Origin of the sequence: Chitinophaga sp. (assembly GCF_039596135.1) — a bacterium.
In the GTDB taxonomy this organism is placed as follows: Bacteria; Bacteroidota; Bacteroidia; order Chitinophagales; family Chitinophagaceae; genus Chitinophaga.
In genome coordinates this window covers 37,576-60,808 of record NZ_JBCNKH010000013.1, presented here as the reverse complement: position 1 = coordinate 60,808, position 23,233 = coordinate 37,576, and the positions used below count along the sequence as shown (strand labels likewise).

Sequence of the window (23,233 nt, the reverse complement as noted above, 5' to 3'; positions counted from 1 at the left end):
GGCTTCCGCCTTCGGCAGAAGCCCTGTTTTTGCGGGCGGTAGGGCCTGCGGCCGGCTAAAGTAGCGGATTTTTTTGCAAAGAACGCTTTTGCCTGCAGTCTGCTAAGAAGCCATTTCTGCAAAGAACGCTTTTGCCTGCGGTCTGCTAAAGAAGCCATTTCTGCAAAGAACGCTTTTGCCTGCGTCCGGCTTATCTCTCTCTCAGACTTTTTACCAATAACCTTTTCAAACTCCTTTCTATTATCTCCCCCATCGTCTTACACCTCGCAAACACCGGGTCATCATAATACTGGGCCAGCTCTTCGCCCAACTGCATAATCTTTTCAGGAAACGACACCCTATCCGTCATTATTACATCCCTCAGGTCCTTAATCCGATGCCTGTGCGCTTTAATTCTGCGGGCTATGAGCGAGCGCTCCTCCTGCTGGTACTGCTTTACTACCTCTGCATTCAAATGCTTAATGGCCAGGTCCACAAAGACCCGGTTCTCTTTAAAGTACTGGGGCATATACAATGTGCGCCTCCCCTCATAAAACTGCTGGTCAAAATCTATTGCCCTGATCCTGAACTGCACATCATCAAAATCAGGCGTGATGTCAAACACAAAATTGTACGATCGCATATCGCCCAGCAGGCGCACAAAACACCGCTCATTGAACTTTACAAACTCCTTGGCTATACGCTTGGGGTTAAATTCCGGCCGCTGCAAATACTGGTTTATAAACTGATCGCCCGGTACACCCGCAATATGCTCCTCTACCAGTGTATTGCCATCCACAATGTAACTCATCCAGTAAGGAGACAAAATGTGCTCCAGCTCCAGCCCGTAAATGCGCGAAGCATCGGCCGTCTTAATATAAAAATAGTCGTAAACTTCGTTGTAAGTATTGACAATCCTGATACGGAAAGGATGTGAGTTCCCAAATGTGCAGTAATCAATCCGCTCTACCTGCAAATGCTCTTCCGCAGCCTGGTCACCCCCAGCCTTGAGAATGGAGTAAATTCTTTTCAGGCCCGCCTTCAGCTGGCCATACATGCTATCAGGATAAAAAACAGATTCCCATAGTGTATCATTCCCATCTTTGTCATATACCGGAATGGAGGAATCATAGTAGCGGAGCTCCTCGTAAGATATCGGCAACCGGATCTCCCGCTCATACAGTTTGAGGTACCCGCGAAATGCAGGGTTCAGTGGAAAGAAGGTCTTTTTCCGGGAGATGTGCTGCATGCTTTTTATTATAAAGATACAGATCTCTGCCCGTGGACAGAGACCTGTAAATCATATTATTTGCAGCATTTATGCTGTGCTTCTACTACAGCTATGTTCACCATGTTTACAATCTGCCTTACGGTACTACCCAACTGCAGAATATGTACTGGTTTCTTGATACCCAGCAGGATAGGTCCGATGGCATCAAAGCCCGCTACTTCCTGCAACAGGTTGTACGCTACGTTGCCCGCAGTGAGGTTCGGGAAGATGAGTGTATTCACCTCCTGGTCGATCAGCTCACTGAACGGATAGCTATCTTTCAGTATTTCTTTATTGAACGCCATCGCGGCCTGTATTTCACCATCTACGATCAGTGACGGTTCCCGCAATTTCACAATCTCTCTTGCCCTGGCTACCAGCTGTGCCTCAGGGGTTGGGCTGGAACCAAAGTTGGAATAAGATACCATCGCGATGCGTGGGGTAATATTAAATTGTCTTACTTCCTCAGCCACCAGCAGCGTAATTTCGGCCAGCTCTTCGGCAGTAGGGTTGAAGTTGACAGTCGTATCTGCCAGGAACAGCGGACCACGCTTAGTATTGATGATGTACATACCTGCCACACGCTTTGCATTTGGCGCAGTACCAATTACCTGCAATGCCGGGCGGATGGTGTCAGGATAGTTACGTGTCAGACCTGAAATCAGGGCATCAGCTTCGCCTGTCTCCACCATCATACAGCCAAAGTAGTTACGCTCACGCATTACTTTCTTCGCTTCGTACTGGTTAAAGCCTTTACGCTGGCGTTTTTTGAAGAACAGCTCTCCGTATTCATGGCGTTTCTCTGTCATCTCATCGCTCTTTGGGTCGATGATCACGGTATCTTCCAGTTCTATACCATTTTCTGCAGCAAGGCTCCTGATTCTTTGTTCATTACCCAGCAGGATCGGGTAAGCAATACCTTCGTCTCTTACTACCTGGGATGCTTTCAGTACCTTCAGGTTGTCTGCTTCTGCAAATACGACCTTGCGTGGATCCTGGCGGGCTTTGGTACCGATCACGCGGAAAAGCTGGTTGTCCAGTCCAAGGCGTTTATTCAGTACGTTCGTATATTCTTCCCAGTTCGTAATAGGCTGCTGTGCCACACCACTCTCCATGGCTGCTTTGGCCACTGCTGGTGCTACATGACTGAGCAGGCGGGGATCCAGTGGTTTTGGAATGATATAGCGGGGGCCGAAATAAATATTTTTTTCGTTGTAAGCCAGGTTCACGATATCTGGTACCGGTTCCTTGGCCAGTTCTGCCAGGGCTTTAACCGCAGCAAGTTTCATTGCCTCGTTGATCTGCGTGGCACGTACATCCAGCGCTCCCCGGAATATATATGGAAAACCCAATACATTGTTCACCTGGTTAGGATGATCGGAACGACCTGTGGCCATGATCACATCAGGACGGGAGGCAATCGCCACCTCATAAGCAATTTCCGGATCAGGGTTCGCCATCGCAAACACTACCGGGTTGTCTGCCATAGACCTGATCATATCTGCAGTTACCACATTACCTACTGATAATCCTACAAATACATCTGCACCTTTCAGCGCCTCTGCCAGTGAGGTGACGGTAGCGGTAGTAGCGAACTGGCGGTGCAGTTCTGACAAACCTTCGCGGCTGGTATTGATCACGCCATCCTTGTCGAACATGATGATGTTCTCTTTTTTTGCACCCAGGGCTACGTAAAGTTTTACGCAGGCCATGGCTGCTGCACCGGCACCATTGAATACGATTTTTACTTTCGTGATATCTTTTTTCACGAGGTCTATCGAATTCAGCAGAGCAGCGCTGGAAATGATCGCCGTACCATGCTGGTCATCGTGCATGATAGGGATCTTCAATTCCTTTTTCAGGCGCTCTTCGATCTCAAAACACTCCGGACTCTTGATATCTTCCAGGTTGATACCGCCAAAGGTGGGTTCCATAGCTTTTACTACGCTGACAAATTCATCGATATTCCTGCTATTTAGCTCAATATCAAACACATCGATGTCTGCGAAGATTTTGAACAGTACCGCCTTTCCTTCCATTACCGGCTTACTGGCTTCCGGACCAATGTCGCCCAGGCCGAGTACGGCAGTACCATTGCTGATTACCGCTACCAGGTTGCCTTTGGCAGTGTATTTATAAACATTTTCTACGTCTTTGTGAATTTCCTTGCAGGGCTCTGCTACTCCGGGAGAATAAGCGAGTGAGAGGTCCCATTGTGTTTTGGTGTTTTTAGTAGGTATTACTTCGATCTTCCCAGGCCGACCTAAAGCATGATAGTCTAAAGCATCCTGCTTGTTCTGTTTTCTTGCCATAATTCAAAATGAGATTGTTCTTGGGCGTGCAATATACAAAGTATTAAAAGAACGAATGCTGCAATATGTCAGTATTGTATGTATAGGTGACACTTTTAACGATATTATTATACCGGTTGGTATATAATCAACGTAAGAAATGTTCCAACGGCTACCTGTGGAAACCTTTATCCGGCTTACATCCTATCGGGCTATCCCAGCTATAGCACGCCTATAGGGCTTCTTCAGAGGTATTCCGTATATAAGCCGTAGATAACCCGTATATAAGCCGTAGATATCCCATATCTATAGAGATACGGAATATCTACGGAATACCTTCGGGTTATTAACGGGTCAGCTATATGTTTGGGTTATTTTCATACTATGGTTATTACGGCCCACCGGCATAAATGAAATATTTACTTATTTTTACCGCGTATTAATTTGCCTGAATAACATGATACAACGCATTCAAAGTCTTTACCTTCTGTTAGCTGCCGGGGCTGCTGTGGGAACATGGTTCCTGGATATTTTCAAAGTGACCCTGAGTGGAGACCAGGTTCCTAAGTATTTCAATGCCCAGTCTAATTTTTTGGTGTTTGTAGTCTACATGCTGATTGTAGCACTCTCCGTGTTCTGTATTTTCCTGTTTAAAAACCGGAAACTGCAATTCAGGCTGACTGTGTTGGATATTTTTCTGGCGATTGCGGCGATCGCTTTGCAGTACTTTAAAGTGCAGGATTTTGTGAATGCATTCGAGCGCGCAGGCAAGACGATTGCTTCATCTACTTACCTGCCGGGTGCATTTTTGCCGGTGTTGATTCTGATCTTTCTGATAATGGCTGCCAGGGGCATTTATAAGGATGAGAAACTGATTAAATCCCTGGATAGATTGAGATAGTATAAAAAAAGGCGGACCAGGTGGTCCGCCTTTTTATTTTAGAGATATTGTCCTGTATAACTTTCTTTTACTTTTTTGAGTCCTTCCGGTACCCCTGCATAGAGCAATTGTCCGCCTCCGGCCCCCCCTTCCGGCCCCAGGTCTATGACCCAGTCGGCGCTCTTTATTACATCGGTATTATGTTCGATCACCAATACAGAATGTCCCTGCTCAATCAGTGCATTGAATGACCCCAACAGTTTCTTAATATCATGGAAATGCAGGCCCGTAGTCGGCTCATCGAATATGAAAAGGATGTGTCCCTGTGCCTTGCCCTTACCCAGGAAGGAAGCCAGTTTTACACGTTGGGCCTCTCCACCACTCAGGGTATCGCTGCTCTGGCCCAGTTTTACATAGCCTAAACCTACATCGCTGAGCGGACGGATTTTATTTACTACATCTTTCTCCTCTTTGAAGAAGTCCAGCGCTTCGTCCACACCCATTTCCAGTACGTCGTAGATATTTTTGCCCTTGTAAGTTACTTCCAGTACTTCTTCCTTGAACTTACGGCCACCACAGCTTTCGCATTGCAGGTGCACGTCTGCCAGGAACTGCATTTCCACGATTACCTCACCCTCCCCTTTACAGGCGTCGCAACGGCCACCATCTACGTTGAAGGAGAAGTGCTTGGGCTGAAAGCCGCGCATTTTGCTCAGTGGCTGGCGGGAGAAGAGATCACGGATCTCATCGTAGGCCTTGATATAGGTAACAGGATTAGAGCGGGATGACTTACCGATCGGGTTCTGGTCGATCATTTCGACCTGGGTAATGTCGTCCAGCGCACCTTTCAGGGCACGGTGCTGTCCTACCCTTTCTGCAAATTCGCCTTTCAGTTTCATGAGGGCCGGGTACAGGATCTGCTTTACCAGCGTGGTCTTGCCGGAGCCACTCACACCACTCACTACGCACAGTACTTGTAGCGGGAAGTCTACATCGATGTTCTTCAGGTTGTTTTGCTTACAACCTTCGAGGGTGATAGATTTCTTCCATTTGCGGGTGCGGGCAGGAGGCTCTATCGTGAGCTGACCGCTCAGGTATTTGCCGGTCAGGCTTTTGGAATCTTTTAAGATGGATGGGTAGTCGCCGGCGAAGATCACTTCTCCACCCAGGTGACTGGCCAGCGGTCCCATATCTATGATATAGTCGGCTTCTTCCATCATCTGTTCGTCGTGTTCTACCACCACTACGGTGTTTCCCAGGTCGCGCAGTTCCTTGAGTACACCGATCAGGCGGTGGGTATCGCGGGCGTGCAGACCAATGCTGGGTTCATCCAGGATGTACATGGAATTGGTAAGGTTACTGCCCAGGGAGCGGGTCAGCTGTATACGCTGGCTTTCGCCACCACTCAGGGTATTGGCAACACGGTTCAGGGTGAGGTACCCGAGACCTACGTCCAGCAGGGTTTTGATGCGATGGTGAATTTCCAGCAGAATACGTTTACCTACCTGTTGGTCAAATTCGTTGAGTTGCAGCTGGTTGAACCAGGCGTACAGGTTTTCCACCGGCATTTCTACCAGGTTGGCAATGTTAGCGCCGTTTATTTTGATGTACAGGGCTTCCTTACGGAGGCGGCCACCGCCGCATTCAGGGCAGGTAGTACGGCCACGGTAGCGGGATTGCAGTACACGGTATTGAACTTTATAAAGGTTTTGCTCCACCATTTTGAAGAACTCATTGAGCCCGTAAAAGTGCTCATTGCCTGTCCAGAGCAGGTTATACTGATCTTCGGTGAGGTCGGTGATTGGCTTGTGGATGGGGAAGTTGATCTTGCGGGAAGCCTTGATGAGGGCTTCTTTGTATTCGCCCATCTTTTCTCCTCTCCAGGGAGCGATGGCTCCTTCGTATACACTGAGGCGCTTGTCGGGGATGACCAGGTCGGCGTCGATACCCAATGTCTGGCCAAAGCCTTCGCATACGGGGCAGGCGCCGTATGGATTATTGAAAGAGAAAAGGTTGGGTACCGGCTCTTCGAATTGCAGGCCATCCAGTTCGAAACGGTTGGAGAAGTGCTGTATGTCAGCGCCGTCTGTTTCCACGAGACAGTCGCCTTCGCTTTCGTAAAAGGCGGTTTGTACGGAATCGGCGATGCGGTGCAGGTCGTCTTCTTCGAAGTCTTTGGCTACCAGGCGGTCTATGAGCAGGTAGGTTTCTTTGGGTAAGGTTGGTTTTTTCTCTTCCAGCAGTTCTTCAATGCGGAGGAGTTTTCCGCCTTCCTTATCCCTGGCGTAGAGGCGGGAGAAGCCTTTCTGCATGAGGATCTGCAGTTCTTCTTTCACATCTCTTTTGGTGTGGCGGCGAAAGGTGACCAGGATCTGGATTTTCGTGCCGCTTGGAAGGTTCTTTATATAGTCGGTGACGTCGCTTACTTCATGTTTTTTAACCAATTCGCCGGAGATAGGTGAATAGGTTTTGCCGATACGGGCAAAGAGGAGGCGGAGATAATCGTAGAGTTCTGTCATGGAGCCGACGGTAGAACGGGGGGTACGGGTGATGACCTTTTGTTCTATAGCGATGGCTGGGCAGATGCCTTTGATGTAGTCTACGTCTGGTTTGTTCATACGCATGAGGAATTGGCGGGCGTATGCAGAAAGGCTTTCGGCATAGCGGCGCTGGCCTTCAGCGTAGAGGGTATCCATGGTCAGGGAGGATTTGCCTGAGCCGGATACGCCGGTTACTACTACGAGTTTATTGCGGGGAATGCCTACACTTACGTTTTTTAGGTTGTGAACCCTGGCTCCTTTTATATATATCTGATCCTGCGTGTTGATGGGGGCATCGTCAGTGATAATTTCCGGTTTTTTTGATTTTGTAGCCATATTCCAGCGAGTTGTTATTTTGCCAAAAATTTTAGCATTACGAAGGTAAGGGATTTGAGACAATTCGTAATCCTGAGCTTGATATGGTTTTAAATTGGCCTGCGGCAGCCAGGAAAATTTCTTTTTTTTCGGCTGACGCCGGGGAGCGGGTATTGAAGCAGGCGATTGGCAGAGCGCTTTTTTCTTTTTTTAAAGCAAACATTTTATTTCCGCCCTGATACTCAATATTAAATCTTCAAAAACTGCCAAATCACTGATGTCAGGGAGTTGTTTTATTCAACTTTAACATTATATTTGCATAGAACCAGAATCGTGCGAATCGGTCGAATTCTATCATCACACTTAAAACTTCCTATTATAGCATAAACTCTACTCTATTTCACCTACAACAGACTTGAATAAAGTCGGTTTTTTATTATAAACCCGCTATTGTAGACGTTTATGCAAATAATGTACAAACTCAGCGACGAGCAATTAATCACCCTGTTCAAGAAGGGGCATGCCTCTGCATTAGAAGAACTGGTGCAAAGACATAAAGATAAGCTCTATACCTCCATCTTTTTATTAGTCAAGGACTCATTCCTGGCTGAAGACATTTTTCAGGACACCTTCATTAAGATCATCGATACCATCCGGGCAGAACGTTACACAGAGAAAGGTAAATTCCTTCCCTGGGCAATGCGTATCGCACATAACCTGTGTGTAGATTACTTCCGTAAAATTAAGCGTACCCCGATCATCAAAACCAGCGATGACAAAGATATTTTCAATGTTCTGAGCTTCAGCGAGAGCAGTGCAGAAGAAAAGCTGATCACCCGTCAGAGCCACGACCGCGTACGTCGTATGCTCGACATGTTGCCGGAGGAACAACGTGAAGTAATCATCCTGCGTCACTACGCAGATCTTAGCTTTAAGGAGATTGCCGATCTCACGCAGGTGAGTATCAATACGGCATTAGGTCGTATGCGTTATGGCCTGATAAACCTCCGGAAGATGATGACGGAGAAACAAATTTGTTTGTAATCCTTTCTTGCTTGCCATAAACGGGCGACCGATTATTATGATCGACCGCCCGTTCTTTTTTGCATTTACAGATTTTCGAAGATCATAGCGGCTCCCTGTCCTACCCCCACACACATGGTGGTCAAACCGTATTTCACTCCCTGCCGGCGTTTCATTTCATGCCCCAGGGTCCCTACTATCCTTGCTCCCGTACATCCCAGCGGATGTCCCATAGCAATGGCTCCTCCATTTACATTGATCTTTGACTGATCCAGCCCTAAGTCCTGTATACAGGCTAACGCCTGTACAGCAAAGGCTTCATTCAGTTCTACCAGGTCCAGCTGGTTTACACTGATCCCTGCTCTTTTCAGGGCTTTCTCCGTAGCCGGCACCGGGCCTATACCCATGATGGCCGGGTCCACACCTGCTACTGCCATGGATTTTACCTGCATGAGGGGTTTCAGGTTATATTGCTTCAGGGCCTGTTCGGACACTACCAGTACCAGGGCAGCACCATCATTGATGCCGGCACTGTTGCCTGCTGTGACACTGCCATCTTTTGCAAAGGCAGGACGCAGCCCGGCCAGTTTTTCGAGAGAGGTCTCCCGGGGATGTTCATCATTACTAATGACCACCTGTTCCTGTTTATTGGGAGTAATAGGTACGGGAATAATCTCCCGTGGCCAGATACCGGCATCCAGGGCGGCTTTGTATTTTACCTGGCTGGCAAGGGCAAATTCATCCTGGGCCTCGCGTGAAATCTGCCAGCGGGTAGCGATATTTTCCGCTGTTTCGCCCATGGAATAAGGATAATATAAATCTGCCAGCTTCCTGTTGGTAAAGCGCCAGCCTATGGTAGAGTCTACTAATTCCGTTTTACGGCTATAGGCCGCTTCGGGTTTAGGCATCACCAGGGGGGCACGGGTCATACTTTCTACCCCACCTGCCAGGTACACATCCCCATCTCCACACATAATAGCCCTGGCAGCATCCATCACTGCCTGCATACCGGAGGCACAGAGCCTGTTTACCGTATTACCGGCTACCGATACCGGCAATCCTGCCAGCAAAACCGCCATCCTGGCCACATCTCTATTATCTTCTCCCGCCTGGTTGGTCGCCCCGGCTATGACATCTTCAATGCTGGCGGGGTCCAGGGTCGGATTTCTTTCCATGATCGATCGGATAAGGAGGGCCAGCATATCGTCGGGCCTTATAGTGCTTAGTACCCCGCCATAGCGGCCAATTGGGGTACGCACTGCGTCTACTATATAAGCAGCTTGCATTGCTTGGAGGATTGCTTTGGTTATAAAAGGTTGTAAATGTAGGGGATTTTTGGAGGATTAAATTTACGTACCTTTGCACATTAATACCGACTGCCGTAAGGCAGACATTATCTCATTTAAAGGTCCAGGAATGAAATCGGGCAAAACGAATATCCGGCAGCTGAGTTTGCCGGAGTTACAGGAATACTTCGGGTCTATAGGGGAAAAGCTCTTCCGGGCCAAACAGGTTTATGAATGGCTGTGGCTCAAACATGCAACCAGTTTTGACGGAATGACCAACCTTTCCAGGGAGCTTCGCGCCAAGCTGGAAGAATACTTCACTTTACCTGCTGTACAGGTCGATACCACCCAACATAGTGCAGACGGCACTATCAAAAGTCGTTTCAAATTACATGACGGTCACCTCGTAGAAGGGGTACTTATACCTACTGATACCCGGCAAACTGCCTGCGTATCGTCACAGGTAGGTTGCAGCCTGAGCTGTAAATTCTGTGCTACAGGGTACATGGACCGTAAGCGGAACCTCGAATTCGATGAAATTTTCGATGAGGTAGCCCTTCTGAATGACCAGGCAATGGGCGCCTATGGCAAGAAACTGAGCAATATCGTATTTATGGGCATGGGCGAACCCCTGCTCAACTATAAAAATGTGCTGGCGAGTATAGAACGCATCACCAGCCCGGATGGATTGGGTATGTCTCCAAAGAGAATTACCGTATCTACTGCCGGAGTAGCCAAAATGATCCGTCAATTGGGTGACGATAAGGTAAAATTCAACCTGGCCCTGTCCCTGCATGCTGCCAATGATCAGAAGCGTAGCCAGATCATGCCTATCAACGAGACCAATAACCTCAAAGTACTGATAGAGGCGCTCAACTACTTCTACAAACAAACACAAAACCAGATCTCCTTCGAATATATACTGTTCAAAGACTTCAACGACTCCTTACAGGATGCCGATGAGCTGATCCGCATCTACAGGCAGGTGCCGGCCGATCTGGTAAATATTATAGAATACAATCCTATCTCCAATGCCCGCTTCCAGAAACCGGAAGAAGAAGTGGCAGATGCTTTTATGGAATACCTGGGTAAACACCGGGTCAATGCCCGTCTCCGCCGCAGCCGTGGTAAAGATATAGATGCGGCTTGTGGTCAGCTGGCAAATAAAGGCTGATCTCCTCTTCTTAAATTTTAAATACTGACAGATGAAGAAAAATACACCTGCTAAAAAAGGATTCGCTCCTTTTAAGGAAAATAAAAATAATAAAGCGAAGGGGGATGATTTCCGCCCGGCGAAACGTAGTGCTGCTGGTGGACGCCCGGCACGTAAAGAGAATGATGGGGAAGGGTTCCGTGCACGTAAGAGTGATGACGAGGGATTCCGTCCGCGTAAAAATGATGGGGAAGGTTTCCGGGGTCGTAAGAGTGATGATGAAGGTTTCCGTCCGCGTAAAAATGATGGAGAAGGGTTCCGGGGTCGTAAGAGTGATGATGAAGGGTTCCGTCCGCGTAAAAATGATGGGGAAGGTTTCCGGGGTCGTAAGAGCGATGACGAAGGGTTCCGTCCGCGTAAAACCGAGCGCCGCCCTGCAGGCAAAGACGAAAACGGCAACCCACGTCCTGCATTCAAAAAGAAAGAACACACTGAAGGCGAGGAAGCTACCCGCCGTACCAGGATAAAACCAGCACAAAAAACTGCCAATGGCAGAACACCGTTCAAACCTAAACCAGGTGCTAAACGTGATGACAGTGCCTTCCACGGTGCTGACCGCGGAGACAGAAAAGGTAAAGACGAGCGTGAAACCCCAAGTGGCTTCAACCGCAAGAAATTTTTCGACAACACCAACGAACGCTTTGCTGCCAGACAGGATCGTAAACAGGCGGCCAGAAAAGCCCGCAAAGACGATACTGCTGATTCTTTCAGTAAAGCCCGTAGAAGTGATGCTACCGATTCTTTCAGTAAAACCCATAAAGGGGATTCCACTGATTCATACAGAAAAAACCGCAAAGGTGATTCCGCTGATTCTTACAGTAAAAAAGGCGACAAAAACGAATCTACTGTATTCATCGAAGGCGAAATGCCGCTGAACAAATACATCGCCCATTGCGGCCTCTGCTCCCGTCGTAAAGCAGTAGACTATGTAAAAGAAGGCAAGATCTCTGTAAATGGTACCGTGATCACCGAGCCTGCTTTTAAAGTAACCAGGAAAGATGAAGTAACCATTCTTGGTAAAAAAATGCACATCCAGAAAAACCTGGTGTACATTCTCCTGAACAAGCCCAAAGGCTACATCACCACTACCGACGACCCTGAAGGCCGTAAAACCGTGATGGAACTAATACAGGATGCTACCGAAGAAGAAAGAGTATACCCTGTAGGCCGCCTGGACCGCAATACCTCTGGTTTGCTCCTGCTCACCAACGATGGTGAACTGGCGCAGAAACTCTCTCATCCTAAGCACAATATCCGTAAGATCTACCATGTGGGCCTGAACAAGCCTTTGACCAAAGCACACTTTGAGGCCATACTGGCAGGTGTGGAACTGGAAGATGGTATCGCACACGTAGATGTACTGGGGTATGTAGATAATGCGGATAAAACACAGATAGGTATCGAAATCCACAGTGGCAAGAACCGTATTGTACGCCGTATTTTCGAACACCTGGAATACGAAGTAGAGAAACTGGACCGTGTGACCTACGCAGGATTAACTAAAAAGAACATTAACAGGGGCCACTGGCGCTACCTGACTGAAAAAGAAATTATCCTGCTTAAGCATTTCAAATAAGGGACTGCCGGGCAGCCCGACTGACAAGGAAATCATCCTGCTCAGGCATTGCAAAAAATAAGGGACTGCCAGGCCACCTGGCTGAAAAAGAAATCATTCTGCTTAAGCATTGCATTTTAATACACTATGCGCATTAACGACCTGATTATAAAAGAAACGCCGGATTATGTAGTCCTCAACAAACCGGCAGGCGTACTGACCATTCCGGACAGGCACGACAACCAGCTGTCCTCCATTCAGGGACTGCTGAAAAAGCACTACGGTAATATCTTTACCGTACACAGACTGGATAAAGATACCAGTGGGGTGATCCTCTTTGCTAAAAATGAAGCCGCCCACAAGTATTACTCCCAGGCATTCGAAGGCAGAAACGTACAGAAATTCTACCTGGGACTGGTAAACGGTCAACTGATACCTGCCACCGGCACCATCGAGGAAGCCATCGCAGAACACCCTGTTACCAAAGGCAAGATGGTAACCAACAAAAAAGGAAAACATGCCCATACAGATTATGAAGTACTGGAAGCATTTGGCCTGTATAGCCTTGTAAAACTCCAGATTCATACCGGACGTACCCACCAGATCAGGGTACACATGAAGCATGTGGGCCACCCGATAGCGGTAGACGAGATGTATGGCACCAACACTCCTATCCTGCTATCTGCTATCAAGAAAAACTATAAACTCGGTAAGCACGACCTGGAAGAACGGCCCTTGCTGAGCAGGTTAGCTTTACATTCCTTCCAGCTGCACTTTACCGATCAGCAGGGAGAGCAACAGGTAGTGGAAGCGCCGCTGGCCAAAGATATCCAGGCAGTGGTGACCCAGCTGCGCAAGAACAGCAGCGGCTATGTGCCTAAGTTGGTATTGTAAATGTTTTGATTTTAAAATATAAATATTGAGGCTGCGCTGATCCAGGGCAGCCTTTTTTTATGGTTATGGGCATAAAAAAACGGGGAAAAATCCCCGTTTCGTAAAAATCAAAAACCAACCATTAAAAATTCTTATCAATAAAAACCTGTCCCACGGCGTGGGCAGGTTTTAAAAGTTTCTTATGTATGTGTTTGCCTTATTTGTTTGGCTGAGGTGTTGTTCTCAGATAAGGCTTGATGATCTTGTGGCCTTTAGGGAAACGGGCAGGAATATCTTCCGTTTTCACAGCGGCTGTTACGATCACATCTTCACCATCCTGCCAGTTTGCTGGTGTAGCTACCTGGTAGTTAGCTGTCAGCTGCAGGGAGTCAATTACGCGCAGTACTTCGTGGAAGTTTCTTCCTGTAGAAGCCGGGTAAGTGATGATGAGTTTTACTTTCTTGTCAGGACCAATGATGAACAGTGACCTAACGGTGAACGTTTCAGAAGCATTCGGGTGGATCATATCGTACAGGTCAGACACTTTTCTGTCTTCGTCTGCGATGATAGGGAATTCCACTTTGGTGTTCTGGGTTTCGTTGATATCATTGATCCAGCCGAGGTGTTTATCCACGGGATCAACACTGAGTGCAAGCACTTTAACGTTACGTTTGGCGAATTCATCTTTCAACGCCGCAGTTCTACCTAATTCGGTAGTACATACCGGGGTATAATCCGCAGGGTGAGAGAATAACACTCCCCAGCTATCTCCCAGGTATTCGTAAAAATCAATATCTCCAATCGACGTCTTTGCCTGAAAGTTTGGTGCTATATCTCCGAGTCTTAAGCTCATATTTTATTCTTTTTACGGTTACGCTACCAAAAATAGTTATTTCCTACAATTATTATAGACTTTGCTGTTAATTTTTTGAAAATAAAGGGATGAGATACTTTTTGAAGGTAAAACACCAAACGCTACAGTTGCATTAGCGGGAGCGTCTCCTCCTCCCGCAAAAATCCCTGCCTGAGAAACAGGCAGGGCTGAGGTCATAACAAACAACTGAGAACAAAGGTATTAGGGATAACACGCTTGAACGATTGCAACAATCATAGGGGTCGGGATAGGGTTTTTCGAGGGTAGTTTGGAGAATATGTTTATATCGTTCTTTCTTTCCATGCGTAGTACGCAAGGGTGTATTTGAGGTCATCGCACAAATCAGCTTTCTGACGGGCGCCATCCTCGTCGAAGTCCAGTTCCAGGTAGCCCAGGTACAGTTCATAGCTCATATAGAGCATGTCCATGCACTGTCCTATCTTCTTTTCGTACTGGTGATTCTTAACGGGGATGGCCGGGGTTACCTGCTCAATATAGTAGCATTCTCCGTCAGTATATTCTATCCACTCTCCCTGCTCACGGAAGCCGGGGCGGGTTAACAAAAAGTTCATGTTGTCAAACACAACAGCACTGCCCAGTTCCGCCTCCAGGTCGATGATTTCCGGTATCTGCTGCATATCTTCCAGCTTTTTTACGATGGTCATCTGTACAGCGTCGTTCCTGTCCTGTACGTAGCGCAGCATGGTATTGAGTACTTCGTAAGTAGTCACAAAATCGCAACGGGTCCAGTTATCACCCTGCTGCAGATGGCCCCATATAGTGATGTAGTTAGAGTCATCGAGGATGATCTGTCCTACTGATATTGCGGGGTATGTATTTACTGAAGGCGTTGTTTTTAACTGTTTCATATACATCTCGTGTTATTGACATTACAAAAGTAGATACACCACGCGCAGAGGATTTGCGTACCGATAAAATCAATTTCATTAATTTTAGCACCTAAATAATTTTGCATGCCGAAGAATAAGGATGCTGTTTCTCGTTATCGCTGGATTGATGAGCGGTTGCGAAATAAACGTCTAAAAAAACCCACTCTCGATGACCTAATAGAGTTTGTCTCCCGAAAAATGGACAAAAGCATTTCCATCCGTACCATTCAAAAGGATATACAGGATATGCGCCATGATCCGGAACTGAATTACCACGCCCCTATTGTATATGACAGGGCGAGTGGCACGTATGCATATGAAGATGAGACCTATTCTATCAATAACATTCCTATCGAGGAAGCTGACCTGGAAGGCCTGGAAATCGCAATTGGTATATTGGAGCAGTTCCGCAGCCTGCCTGTGATAGAGCAGTTTGAAGATGCAATTCTGAAGATAGCCGCCAGTCTGAAACAAAACCGTGAAGTGCTGGAGCACAAAGGCCTGATCCGCTTTTCGCGTGCTACGCAATATAAAGGCGCATCGCATATTCCTTCGATTGTAGATGCCATTAAGAACCTGGATGTAATCAGGATCTCGTACCAGAGCTTTGACCGTAATGAGCCGAAAGATCACTGGGTAGAGCCTTACCACGTACGTGAATATCAGTCACGATTCTACCTGGTAGGTAAAAGCCAGAAAGCAAAGGGCGGAACGCTGCTTACTTTTGCACTGGATCGTATACTGGATCTGTGGCCGACTGACAAGAAATTTGATGCAAAGAATTTTGATGATGCCAGTTATTTTCAGCATGCTATTGGGGTAACGGTGCCACAGGGAGAGCCTGAAAAAGTAATTCTTTCTTTTACGCCCCTTCAGGGTAAATATATCAAAACACAACCGATTCACCCTTCACAACAGGTAGAATCAGATACGGCAGAGGAATGCCGGATTTCTATCAATGTAGTGATCAATAAGGAGCTGACAATGCTGCTGCTGAGTTACGGCGCGAATGTAAAAGTAGTACAGCCTACACAGCTGGCAGCACAAATTGCAGCAGAAGCAAAGGCAATGTTTGAACGTTATTAAAATCTGAACCATGGCACAAAACTTCCAGATATCCGGCAATATCATAGACATTCCTGCACAACGCATTTATCCGGGTACGATCGCTGTAACGGATGGAAAAATCAGCAGTATCAGCGAAGATCAGGGCACCTATCAGCAATATATTTTACCAGGGTTTGTAGATGCACATGTGCATGTGGAAAGCTCTATGCTCACGCCTTCGGAATTTGCGAGACTGGCGGTGGTGCATGGTACGATTGCAACCGTATCTGATCCGCATGAAATAGCGAATGTATTAGGGGTGAAGGGTGTAAAATATATGCTGGATAATGGGAAAACAGTGCCTTTCAAATTCTGTTTTGGTGCACCGTCCTGTGTGCCGGCTACAGTTTTTGAAACAGCAGGTGCTACTGTGACCGTAAAGGATGTAGAAGAATTACTTGCATTGCCCGAAGTGTTGTATCTCACAGAGATGATGAACTTTCCGGGAGTATTGCATCATGATGCGGACGTGATGGCAAAGATTGCTGCAGCAAAGAAAGTGAATAAGCCGGTAGATGGCCATGCACCGGGCCTGAGAGGCGATGCGGCGAAGCAGTATATTGATGCGGGAATTAGTACAGACCATGAGTGTTTTACTGCAGAAGAAGCATTGGACAAACTAAAGTATGGGATGAAGATTCTCATCAGGGAAGGGAGTGCGGCCAGGAATTTTGAAGCACTGGTCGGTTTGCTGCATGAGCATTCGGAGAGAATGATGTTTTGCAGTGATGACAAGCATCCTGACAATTTAGTAGAAGGACATATCAATGTGTTGGTGCGGAGAGCATTGGCGCATGGTGTAGATTTGTTTAAGGTATTACGTGCAGCGTGTGTGAACCCGGTAGAGCACTACAAGATTCCAGCGGGTTTGCTGAGAGTAGGTGATGCGGCAGATTTTATTGTTACGAATGAAATTGAACAGTTCAACATCCAGGCAACTTATGTAAATGGCGAGAAAGTAGCGGAAGGTGGGAAAACGTTGATTACAGCGCCCCTGGCGCCGGTGATTAACAACTTTGATTGTAAGCCGGTTTCAGTTGCCGATTTACGTATAGCAGCGAATGGTAGTACGGCTACCGTGAAAGTGATAGAAGCATTAGATGGTCAGCTGATCACGAATACATTGATAGAAGAGTTGCCGGTGGTGGATGGTGCACTGTATAGCCATGTAGAAAAAGATGTGTTGAAGTTAGTAGTGGTGAACAGGTATCATGCAGCGCCGATAGCGTTGGCATTCATTAAGCGATTTGGATTTAAGCGTGGGGCGATTGCGTCTTCTGTGGCGCATGATAGTCATAATATAATTGCAGTGGGTGCAGATGATGAGAGCATTGTACAGGCGATCAATGCTGTGATTGCATCGCAAGGTGGGGTGAGTGTGGTGGATAATGGAGAGATCAATGTATTGCCTTTGCCTGTGGCCGGGTTGATGAGTAACCTGGATGGATATGCAGTGGCGGAACGGTATAGTCAGTTGGATAAGGCGGCGAAGGGGTTAGGGAGTGAGCTAGGGGCGCCGTTTATGACGTTGTCATTTATGGCATTGTTAGTGATACCACATTTGAAGTTGAGTGATAAGGGATTGTTTGATGGAGATAATTTTAGTTTTACTCCTTTGATTAAATAAGGCAATTTTTATTGCTTTTGCCTTCGGCAAAAGCAATAAAAATTGGTGGGGTTTGGTTTGCGCCTGCCGGCGCAAACCAAACCCCGGGTTAAGGCCCGTAAATAAGTTCTTAATTGCTCCAGAGTGCACCGCCTACGCTGTCGCGGTCTGCGCCGGTTACTGAGGCAAATGCATTTGTTTCCTGCCGCCAACGTAAAGCACCTAAGAGTGCAATCATTAAAGCTGTACGGAATGTCAGCGTTTGTGCATCCGGTTGTGTTACCTTCAGTCCTGTTTCTTTTATTGACTCTACGAGGAAACTGTTATGCGCACCACCGCCGGTAAGCAGCACTTCTCCTTCTTCTGCACCGATCAATTGCACTGCATTCGCTATCTGTACAGCAATGTGTTTTGCATACGTATTCAGCTTACCCTGTGTAGATAGCTGATGTCCCTGCATCATAGGCAATACAGTACCCGTACCAAATTTGTTCGTCAGCGTCTTTGGATAAGGCTGTGCATAATACGCCAACCCATTCAGCGCATCCAGCAGTTTCTGATCTGTTACACCACCAGCAGCCAGCTGGCCATTTTCATCATATGCACGACCCAATGTCTCTGCCAGGCTATCCAGTACATAATTGCAAGGACACACATCGAACGCTACCAGCTCACCATTTTTCTGTGCAGAAATAGTTGCATTCTCACCCAAATTCACTCTATAAGCTACATTCGGGAACAACAACTGCTCTGCCACCGGCAGCAAAGGTGCACCTTTACCCCCTAGTGCAATATCCATGGCCCGCAGGTCACTGATCACAGACAATCCTGTTACCGCAGTAATAGCTGCGCCATCACCCAACTGCGCCGTCATCTTTTGTGAAGGCATATGAAATACAGTATGGCCATGAGTAGTAATAAAATGTACCTGGTGATCAAAACCATGGGTAGCGACGAACTCCTTTACCGCATGCCCAATGTAATGTCCATATTCACTATGTAGCAGAAAATAATCTCTTGCAGGCAGGTTCGCTGCATTTGACAGCTTTTCCTTCCAGTCTTCTGTATATGCTTTACGCTCAGCAGCTTTGATCTCGTATGTCCACTTACCCCTTACCTCTGTCAAAGCTACAAACACCAGGTCCAGCCCATCCAGTGAGCTACCTGAAGTGACTCCTATTACATTGTATACCATGCCCTAAAATTTGTGCAAAAGTATACCATATTTTTTTTTCAGGGATTATGGAATCAATACACTGATCAGCATCATATAGCCGAATAAACCAAATGACTATGCTAAAGTACCTATTCCTGCTGCTGACAGGGCTGATTACCCTCAATACGCAGGCCCAGCGTATACTGACCGGTATTATCACAGATACAGAAACTCACCAGCCATTGCCCAGCGTTTCCGTGCGGATAAAAGGAACCTCACAGGGTACAGTGACGAATGCACAAGGTGAATATAAACTCAACGCTCCTAAAGGGAATCTCACACTGGTGATCAGCTATATAGGTTACGTTACAAAAGAAGTTCCCGTTACTGACAGGCAATCCAATATTCCAATATCCCTGGCGCCTTCTAAAGCCCAGTTGGACGAAATAGTCGTGGTAGGATATGGCACTATGAGCAAAAGGGCTATGACGGGTTGTGTGGCCACCATCAGCGGAGAAACACTGGAAGCCTACGCTCCTATCCGCGACAACCGTTTCCAAAAGGTAGACCTGCATCCGCTCAGTACTTTTTCTGTCGATGTAGACAGGGCGGCCTATTCTAATATACGCCGTTTCCTCAACCAGGGAGAATTACCTCCTGCCGATGCAGTAAAGGTGGAAGAAATGATTAACTACTTTGACTACCAATACAAGCCACCTACCGGCAATGATCCGGTGGCCATCTATACAGATATGACCAAATGCCCCTGGAATCCCAGTCACCAGCTGGTGAGAATCGGCCTGAAAGCCATGGAAGTATCCAACGAAAAACTGCCTCCGGCAAACCTTGTTTTTCTCATTGATGTATCAGGTTCCATGGATGCATCCAATAAGCTGCCACTGGTGATTAAATCGCTGAAAGCACTGACACAGCAACTGCGCCCCATCGATCATGTAGCCATCGTAGTCTATGCAGGCGCCGCTGGTATCGTATTGCCTTCTACCCCGGGTAGTGAAAAGATTACGATCATGGATGCCCTTGATAAGCTGGAAGCTGGCGGATCTACTGCTGGCGGAGCAGGCATACAACTGGCTTATAAAACTGCGACTGACAATTACCTGGCAGATGGCAACAACCGTGTGATCCTGGCTACTGACGGCGATTTCAATGTGGGCATTTCCAGCGAAGACGACCTGGAAGAACTGATCTCAGAAAAAAGGGAACAAGGTGTTTTCCTTTCAGTACTGGGCTTCGGTATGGGCAATCTCAAAGACAATAAACTGGAAACCCTGGCAGACAAGGGAAATGGTAATTATGCCTATATCGATAACTACGAAGAAGCCCGCCGCACGCTGGTAACAGAGTTTGGCGGCACCCTCTATACCGTAGCCAAAGATGTGAAATTGCAGGTAGAGTTTAACCCGCATTACATTGGGTCATATCGCCTGATCGGTTATGAAAACCGGATGCTGGAAACAAAAGACTTCGACGACGATACAAAAGATGCCGGCGAAATGGGAGCAGGCCATACCGTCACTGCATTGTACGAAGTAGTTTCCCAGGACGAAGATAGTCCTGTCTATCCCCTGAAGTTTGATCAGACAGACAGGGCAATGGCCTACTGGAATGAACCGGCACTGACGGTGAATGTGCGCTACAAGAAGCCGAAGTCCAACAGCAGCAGGATCTTTTCACAAACTATGCGCTGGAATGTGCAACAGGTGAACAGGATCCCGGACGACTTCAAAATGGCCACTGCCGTCGCTGCATTCGGCATGCTGCTCAGGAACTCTGAATTTAAGGGAAAAGCCACCTATGCGCAGGTACTTTCTCTGGCTGAAAGTGCCAAAGGAGAAGATAAAGAAGGCTACCGGGCAGAATTTATTCAACTGGTTAAAAAAGCGCAGTTGCTGAACAATGGAACACCTGCCTATTCCAATGTGATGGCAGATGACGACAATCAGTAGCTGGCCTTTCATTCCATTGTTACTTATCGTATTGCTGAAGGGGGGAATCTTTTAAGCTCGAAAGTGCGCCTTATACCTATCGGGACCGATGTTTTTTCCATTGGTCCCTTCTTTTTTGGATTGAAAAAAATGGTAATTTGCAACCATGATAGTAAATCTGAGTAGTACCAATTCACTAGTAGGAGAATGGCTGAGTGAGATAAGAAGCATGGAAGTTCAGCAAGACAGAATGCGTTTCAGAAGGAATATGGAACGACTGGGAGAAGTTGCCGCCTACGAGATCAGCAAGACATTGGAATACGAGGAGAAGGAAGTGCAGACTCCCATGGGAATTGCCAATTGCCGGGTATTGAAACAGCAGCCTGTTCTGGCTACCATCCTGAGGGCAGGTCTTGCGCTGCACCAGGGTTTGGTTCATTATTTTGACAAAGCCGACCACGCTTTTATATCGGCTTACCGTAAACACAAACATGACGGATCGTTTGATATCAGCCTGGAATATGTATCCAGCCCTGTTATCGAAGATCAGGTAGTAATAATCTCAGACCCGATGCTGGCTACAGGCGCTTCCCTGGTAAAAACCATCGAACACCTGCAGAGCATTGGAAAGCCAAAACATATTCACCTGGTGGTAGCCATCGCGTGCACTGTTGGGATCGAGTATGTACAGCGACATGCAGATAACAATCTGAGCATTTGGGCCGGAGATATTGATGACGAGCTTACCGCCAAGGGTTACATTGTACCTGGTTTGGGTGATGCCGGTGACCTTGCCTTCGGAAATAAACTACAAAATTAAGTTCTTACTAACACTAGTAATATGAGAGTGACCGGACCTCTTTGTAACAGGTCTGGTCAATGTTGATTAAAACGGCTACAGGAAAGGATTCCAGGCCATAGGGTCCGAATGTGCAGCAATACAGCCAAAATAAGTAACTACCCCGTTGACCGGTAGTTTCGTAAGGGAAAAAATAAGTTAGTAAACCAATAATTCTGAATGATTTAGAGGTTTCTCAGTGTTATAATTATATAATTTTAATTTGAGATATGACGAGCTTTGTGTACCTTCACATGTAGGCACGAGAAACCCTATACATAAGTATTGCTCTATGAAAAAAGTGTTGCTGTTTTTAACGATCACCCTTTATCTGATGAACCCGGCCAGGGCGCAGGATCCCCATTTTTCACAGTTTTTTGCGTCTCCAATGACGCTGAATCCTGCGATGACGGGCCTCTTCTCTGGTGACTACAGAGTATCCGGTAATTACCGTGAACAATGGAGAAGCATCTCTACCCCTTTCACAACCGGTACTGCAGCTATAGATTTCGGCATCCTCAAAAATGTCATTTCCTATACCGATATCTGGGGTGTAGGTCTGATGGCTATGTATGACAGGACTGGCGGTGGTGCACTTACCTCTACCTACCTGAGCTTTAGTACTGCTTACCACAAAGGTCTGGATCCCGAAGGAAACCATACCCTGGCTGTAGGTGTACAGGCTACATATGTGTCCAAACGCCTGGATCAAAGCAAACTGGTATTCGAAAACCAGATAGACAATAATGGTTATAACCCTGCTATTCCCAGCGGCGAAACCATTGCAAACCCGAACATCTCTTACCTGGATCCCAACATTGGTATCCTGTATAACGGTCTGGTCGGTGAATCTTCCAACATTTACGCAGGTGTGTCCTTATACCATATCACCCAGCCTACTGAAACGTTCATGCAACAGAACAATAACAGGCTCACATCACGCGTAACTGTACATGGAGGTGGTTCCTTCCCGGTAAATGGTACTAACCGTATCCACGCCAGTGCATTGTATATGAAACAGAGCACTGCCAGCGAGTTTACCTTTGGTGGCGCTTACGGCTTTGACCTGAGTGGAGGTATGGACGATAATCCAACTGTATTTTACCTGGGTAGCTGGTACCGCCTGAAAGATGCGATCAACCCTTATGTAGGTCTGGAAATCGGTGGTTTTACCGTAGGCCTGACTTACGATATGAACGTATCTTCACTGAAACCGGCTTCTAACTACCGCGGTGGTATGGAGCTGTCAGTGATCTACATTCACAGAAGGAATGACAACAACAAGTATAAGACCATGTGTCCAAGATTCTAGTCTGACATAAACTAATATACAGAGGAGCCCGTATCAACATTAGATACGGGCTCTTTTCATTTTGGTACTGATGGCCTTTTATGCGATTCCAGGGAAGTTCATTTACTACCGGGATACGTCCTCTTTTTATTTTTCAGTCATCACTATTTTCAGGGATTTTATCACAAATCCCCCCCGCAATTTCACGCTCCGCTTATTTTTTTACGTTTTTACCGTGATTTTTAGTTATTTACAATCCGATCAATGCGAATAATGTTATAACTAATTCAAAAACACGAG

The 23,233-nt window shown here is 46.9% G+C and carries 17 protein-coding genes; 10 read left to right on the top strand and 7 right to left on the bottom strand.

Annotation, left to right across the window (positions count from 1 at the left end; genetic code table 11):
• Window positions 1–190 precede the first annotated feature (190 nt).
• Both ABDW16_RS11285 and ABDW16_RS11280 read right to left on the bottom strand, forming a co-directional pair.
• On the bottom strand, window positions 191–1,228 hold the full coding sequence (locus ABDW16_RS11285) for a hypothetical protein (protein ID WP_343669817.1): 1,038 nt from the start codon (window positions 1,226–1,228) through the stop codon (window positions 191–193).
• A 56-nt stretch (window positions 1,229–1,284) separates the two neighbouring features.
• Complete coding sequence (locus ABDW16_RS11280; RefSeq protein ID WP_343669815.1) at window positions 1,285–3,561, bottom strand: NADP-dependent malic enzyme; 2,277 nt, start codon at window positions 3,559–3,561, stop codon at window positions 1,285–1,287.
• A 436-nt stretch (window positions 3,562–3,997) separates the two neighbouring features.
• Between ABDW16_RS11280 and ABDW16_RS11275 the strand changes: the two genes are divergently transcribed.
• Window positions 3,998–4,441, top strand: a complete 444-nt coding sequence (locus ABDW16_RS11275) for a DUF4293 domain-containing protein (RefSeq protein ID WP_343669813.1) — start codon at window positions 3,998–4,000, stop codon at window positions 4,439–4,441.
• Between the two features lie 38 nt (window positions 4,442–4,479).
• Here the strand turns inward: ABDW16_RS11275 and uvrA are convergent, their stop codons facing one another.
• Window positions 4,480–7,296: an excinuclease ABC subunit UvrA gene (uvrA, locus tag ABDW16_RS11270; RefSeq protein WP_343669811.1), complete on the bottom strand. Its 2,817-nt coding sequence runs from the start codon at window positions 7,294–7,296 to the stop codon at window positions 4,480–4,482.
• Window positions 7,297–7,746: 450 nt separating this feature from the next.
• Here uvrA and ABDW16_RS11265 point away from each other — a divergent pair, with 450 nt between their 5' ends.
• Window positions 7,747–8,319 (top strand): sigma-70 family RNA polymerase sigma factor, encoded by a 573-nt coding sequence (locus ABDW16_RS11265; RefSeq protein ID WP_146970795.1) that lies wholly within the window; start codon window positions 7,747–7,749, stop codon window positions 8,317–8,319.
• Between the two features lie 65 nt (window positions 8,320–8,384).
• On the opposite strand, the gene ABDW16_RS11260 is transcribed toward ABDW16_RS11265, so the two are convergent.
• Window positions 8,385–9,584 carry an acetyl-CoA C-acyltransferase gene (locus tag ABDW16_RS11260; RefSeq protein WP_343669807.1) on the bottom strand — a complete coding sequence of 400 codons (1,200 nt, stop codon included), beginning with the start codon at window positions 9,582–9,584 and terminating at the stop codon, window positions 8,385–8,387.
• Between the two features lie 130 nt (window positions 9,585–9,714).
• Here ABDW16_RS11260 and rlmN point away from each other — a divergent pair, with 130 nt between their 5' ends.
• The 3 genes from rlmN to ABDW16_RS11245 all read left to right on the top strand — a co-directional run bounded on the left by rlmN (window position 9,715) and on the right by ABDW16_RS11245 (window position 13,246).
• Window positions 9,715–10,758: a 23S rRNA (adenine(2503)-C(2))-methyltransferase RlmN gene (gene rlmN / locus ABDW16_RS11255; protein ID WP_343669806.1), complete on the top strand. Its 1,044-nt coding sequence runs from the start codon at window positions 9,715–9,717 to the stop codon at window positions 10,756–10,758.
• A 31-nt stretch (window positions 10,759–10,789) separates the two neighbouring features.
• A complete protein-coding gene (locus tag ABDW16_RS11250; RefSeq protein WP_343669805.1) occupies window positions 10,790–12,373 on the top strand; it encodes a pseudouridine synthase in 1,584 nt (527 codons plus the stop codon).
• 126 nt (window positions 12,374–12,499) lie between these two features.
• Window positions 12,500–13,246: an RluA family pseudouridine synthase gene (locus ABDW16_RS11245; RefSeq protein ID WP_343669804.1), complete on the top strand. Its 747-nt coding sequence runs from the start codon at window positions 12,500–12,502 to the stop codon at window positions 13,244–13,246.
• A gap of 196 nt (window positions 13,247–13,442) precedes the next feature.
• Here the strand turns inward: ABDW16_RS11245 and ABDW16_RS11240 are convergent, their stop codons facing one another.
• Both ABDW16_RS11240 and ABDW16_RS11235 read right to left on the bottom strand, forming a co-directional pair.
• Window positions 13,443–14,078 (bottom strand): peroxiredoxin, encoded by a 636-nt coding sequence (locus ABDW16_RS11240; protein WP_343669803.1) that lies wholly within the window; start codon window positions 14,076–14,078, stop codon window positions 13,443–13,445.
• 302 nt (window positions 14,079–14,380) lie between these two features.
• Complete coding sequence (locus tag ABDW16_RS11235) at window positions 14,381–14,968, bottom strand: hypothetical protein (protein WP_343669802.1); 588 nt, start codon at window positions 14,966–14,968, stop codon at window positions 14,381–14,383.
• Window positions 14,969–15,073: 105 nt separating this feature from the next.
• Here ABDW16_RS11235 and ABDW16_RS11230 point away from each other — a divergent pair, with 105 nt between their 5' ends.
• The gene (locus ABDW16_RS11230; RefSeq protein ID WP_343669800.1) at window positions 15,074–16,075 is read left to right on the top strand and encodes a WYL domain-containing protein; all 1,002 of its coding nucleotides are present in this window, start codon (window positions 15,074–15,076) and stop codon (window positions 16,073–16,075) included.
• A 10-nt stretch (window positions 16,076–16,085) separates the two neighbouring features.
• The gene (gene ade / locus ABDW16_RS11225; RefSeq protein WP_343669798.1) at window positions 16,086–17,723 is read left to right on the top strand and encodes an adenine deaminase; all 1,638 of its coding nucleotides are present in this window, start codon (window positions 16,086–16,088) and stop codon (window positions 17,721–17,723) included.
• A 109-nt stretch (window positions 17,724–17,832) separates the two neighbouring features.
• Here ade and ABDW16_RS11220 read toward each other — a convergent pair whose 3' ends face one another.
• Complete coding sequence (locus ABDW16_RS11220) at window positions 17,833–18,897, bottom strand: anhydro-N-acetylmuramic acid kinase (protein ID WP_343669797.1); 1,065 nt, start codon at window positions 18,895–18,897, stop codon at window positions 17,833–17,835.
• 98 nt (window positions 18,898–18,995) lie between these two features.
• Between ABDW16_RS11220 and ABDW16_RS11215 the strand changes: the two genes are divergently transcribed.
• The 3 genes from ABDW16_RS11215 (at window position 18,996) to ABDW16_RS11205 (ending at window position 22,954) form a co-directional block, all read left to right on the top strand.
• Window positions 18,996–20,825 (top strand): von Willebrand factor type A domain-containing protein, encoded by a 1,830-nt coding sequence (locus ABDW16_RS11215; protein WP_343669796.1) that lies wholly within the window; start codon window positions 18,996–18,998, stop codon window positions 20,823–20,825.
• Between the two features lie 145 nt (window positions 20,826–20,970).
• Window positions 20,971–21,624 (top strand): uracil phosphoribosyltransferase, encoded by a 654-nt coding sequence (gene upp, locus ABDW16_RS11210; RefSeq protein WP_343669795.1) that lies wholly within the window; start codon window positions 20,971–20,973, stop codon window positions 21,622–21,624.
• Window positions 21,625–21,934: 310 nt separating this feature from the next.
• Complete coding sequence (locus ABDW16_RS11205; RefSeq protein ID WP_343669793.1) at window positions 21,935–22,954, top strand: PorP/SprF family type IX secretion system membrane protein; 1,020 nt, start codon at window positions 21,935–21,937, stop codon at window positions 22,952–22,954.
• The last annotated feature ends 279 nt before the right edge of the window (window positions 22,955–23,233 follow it).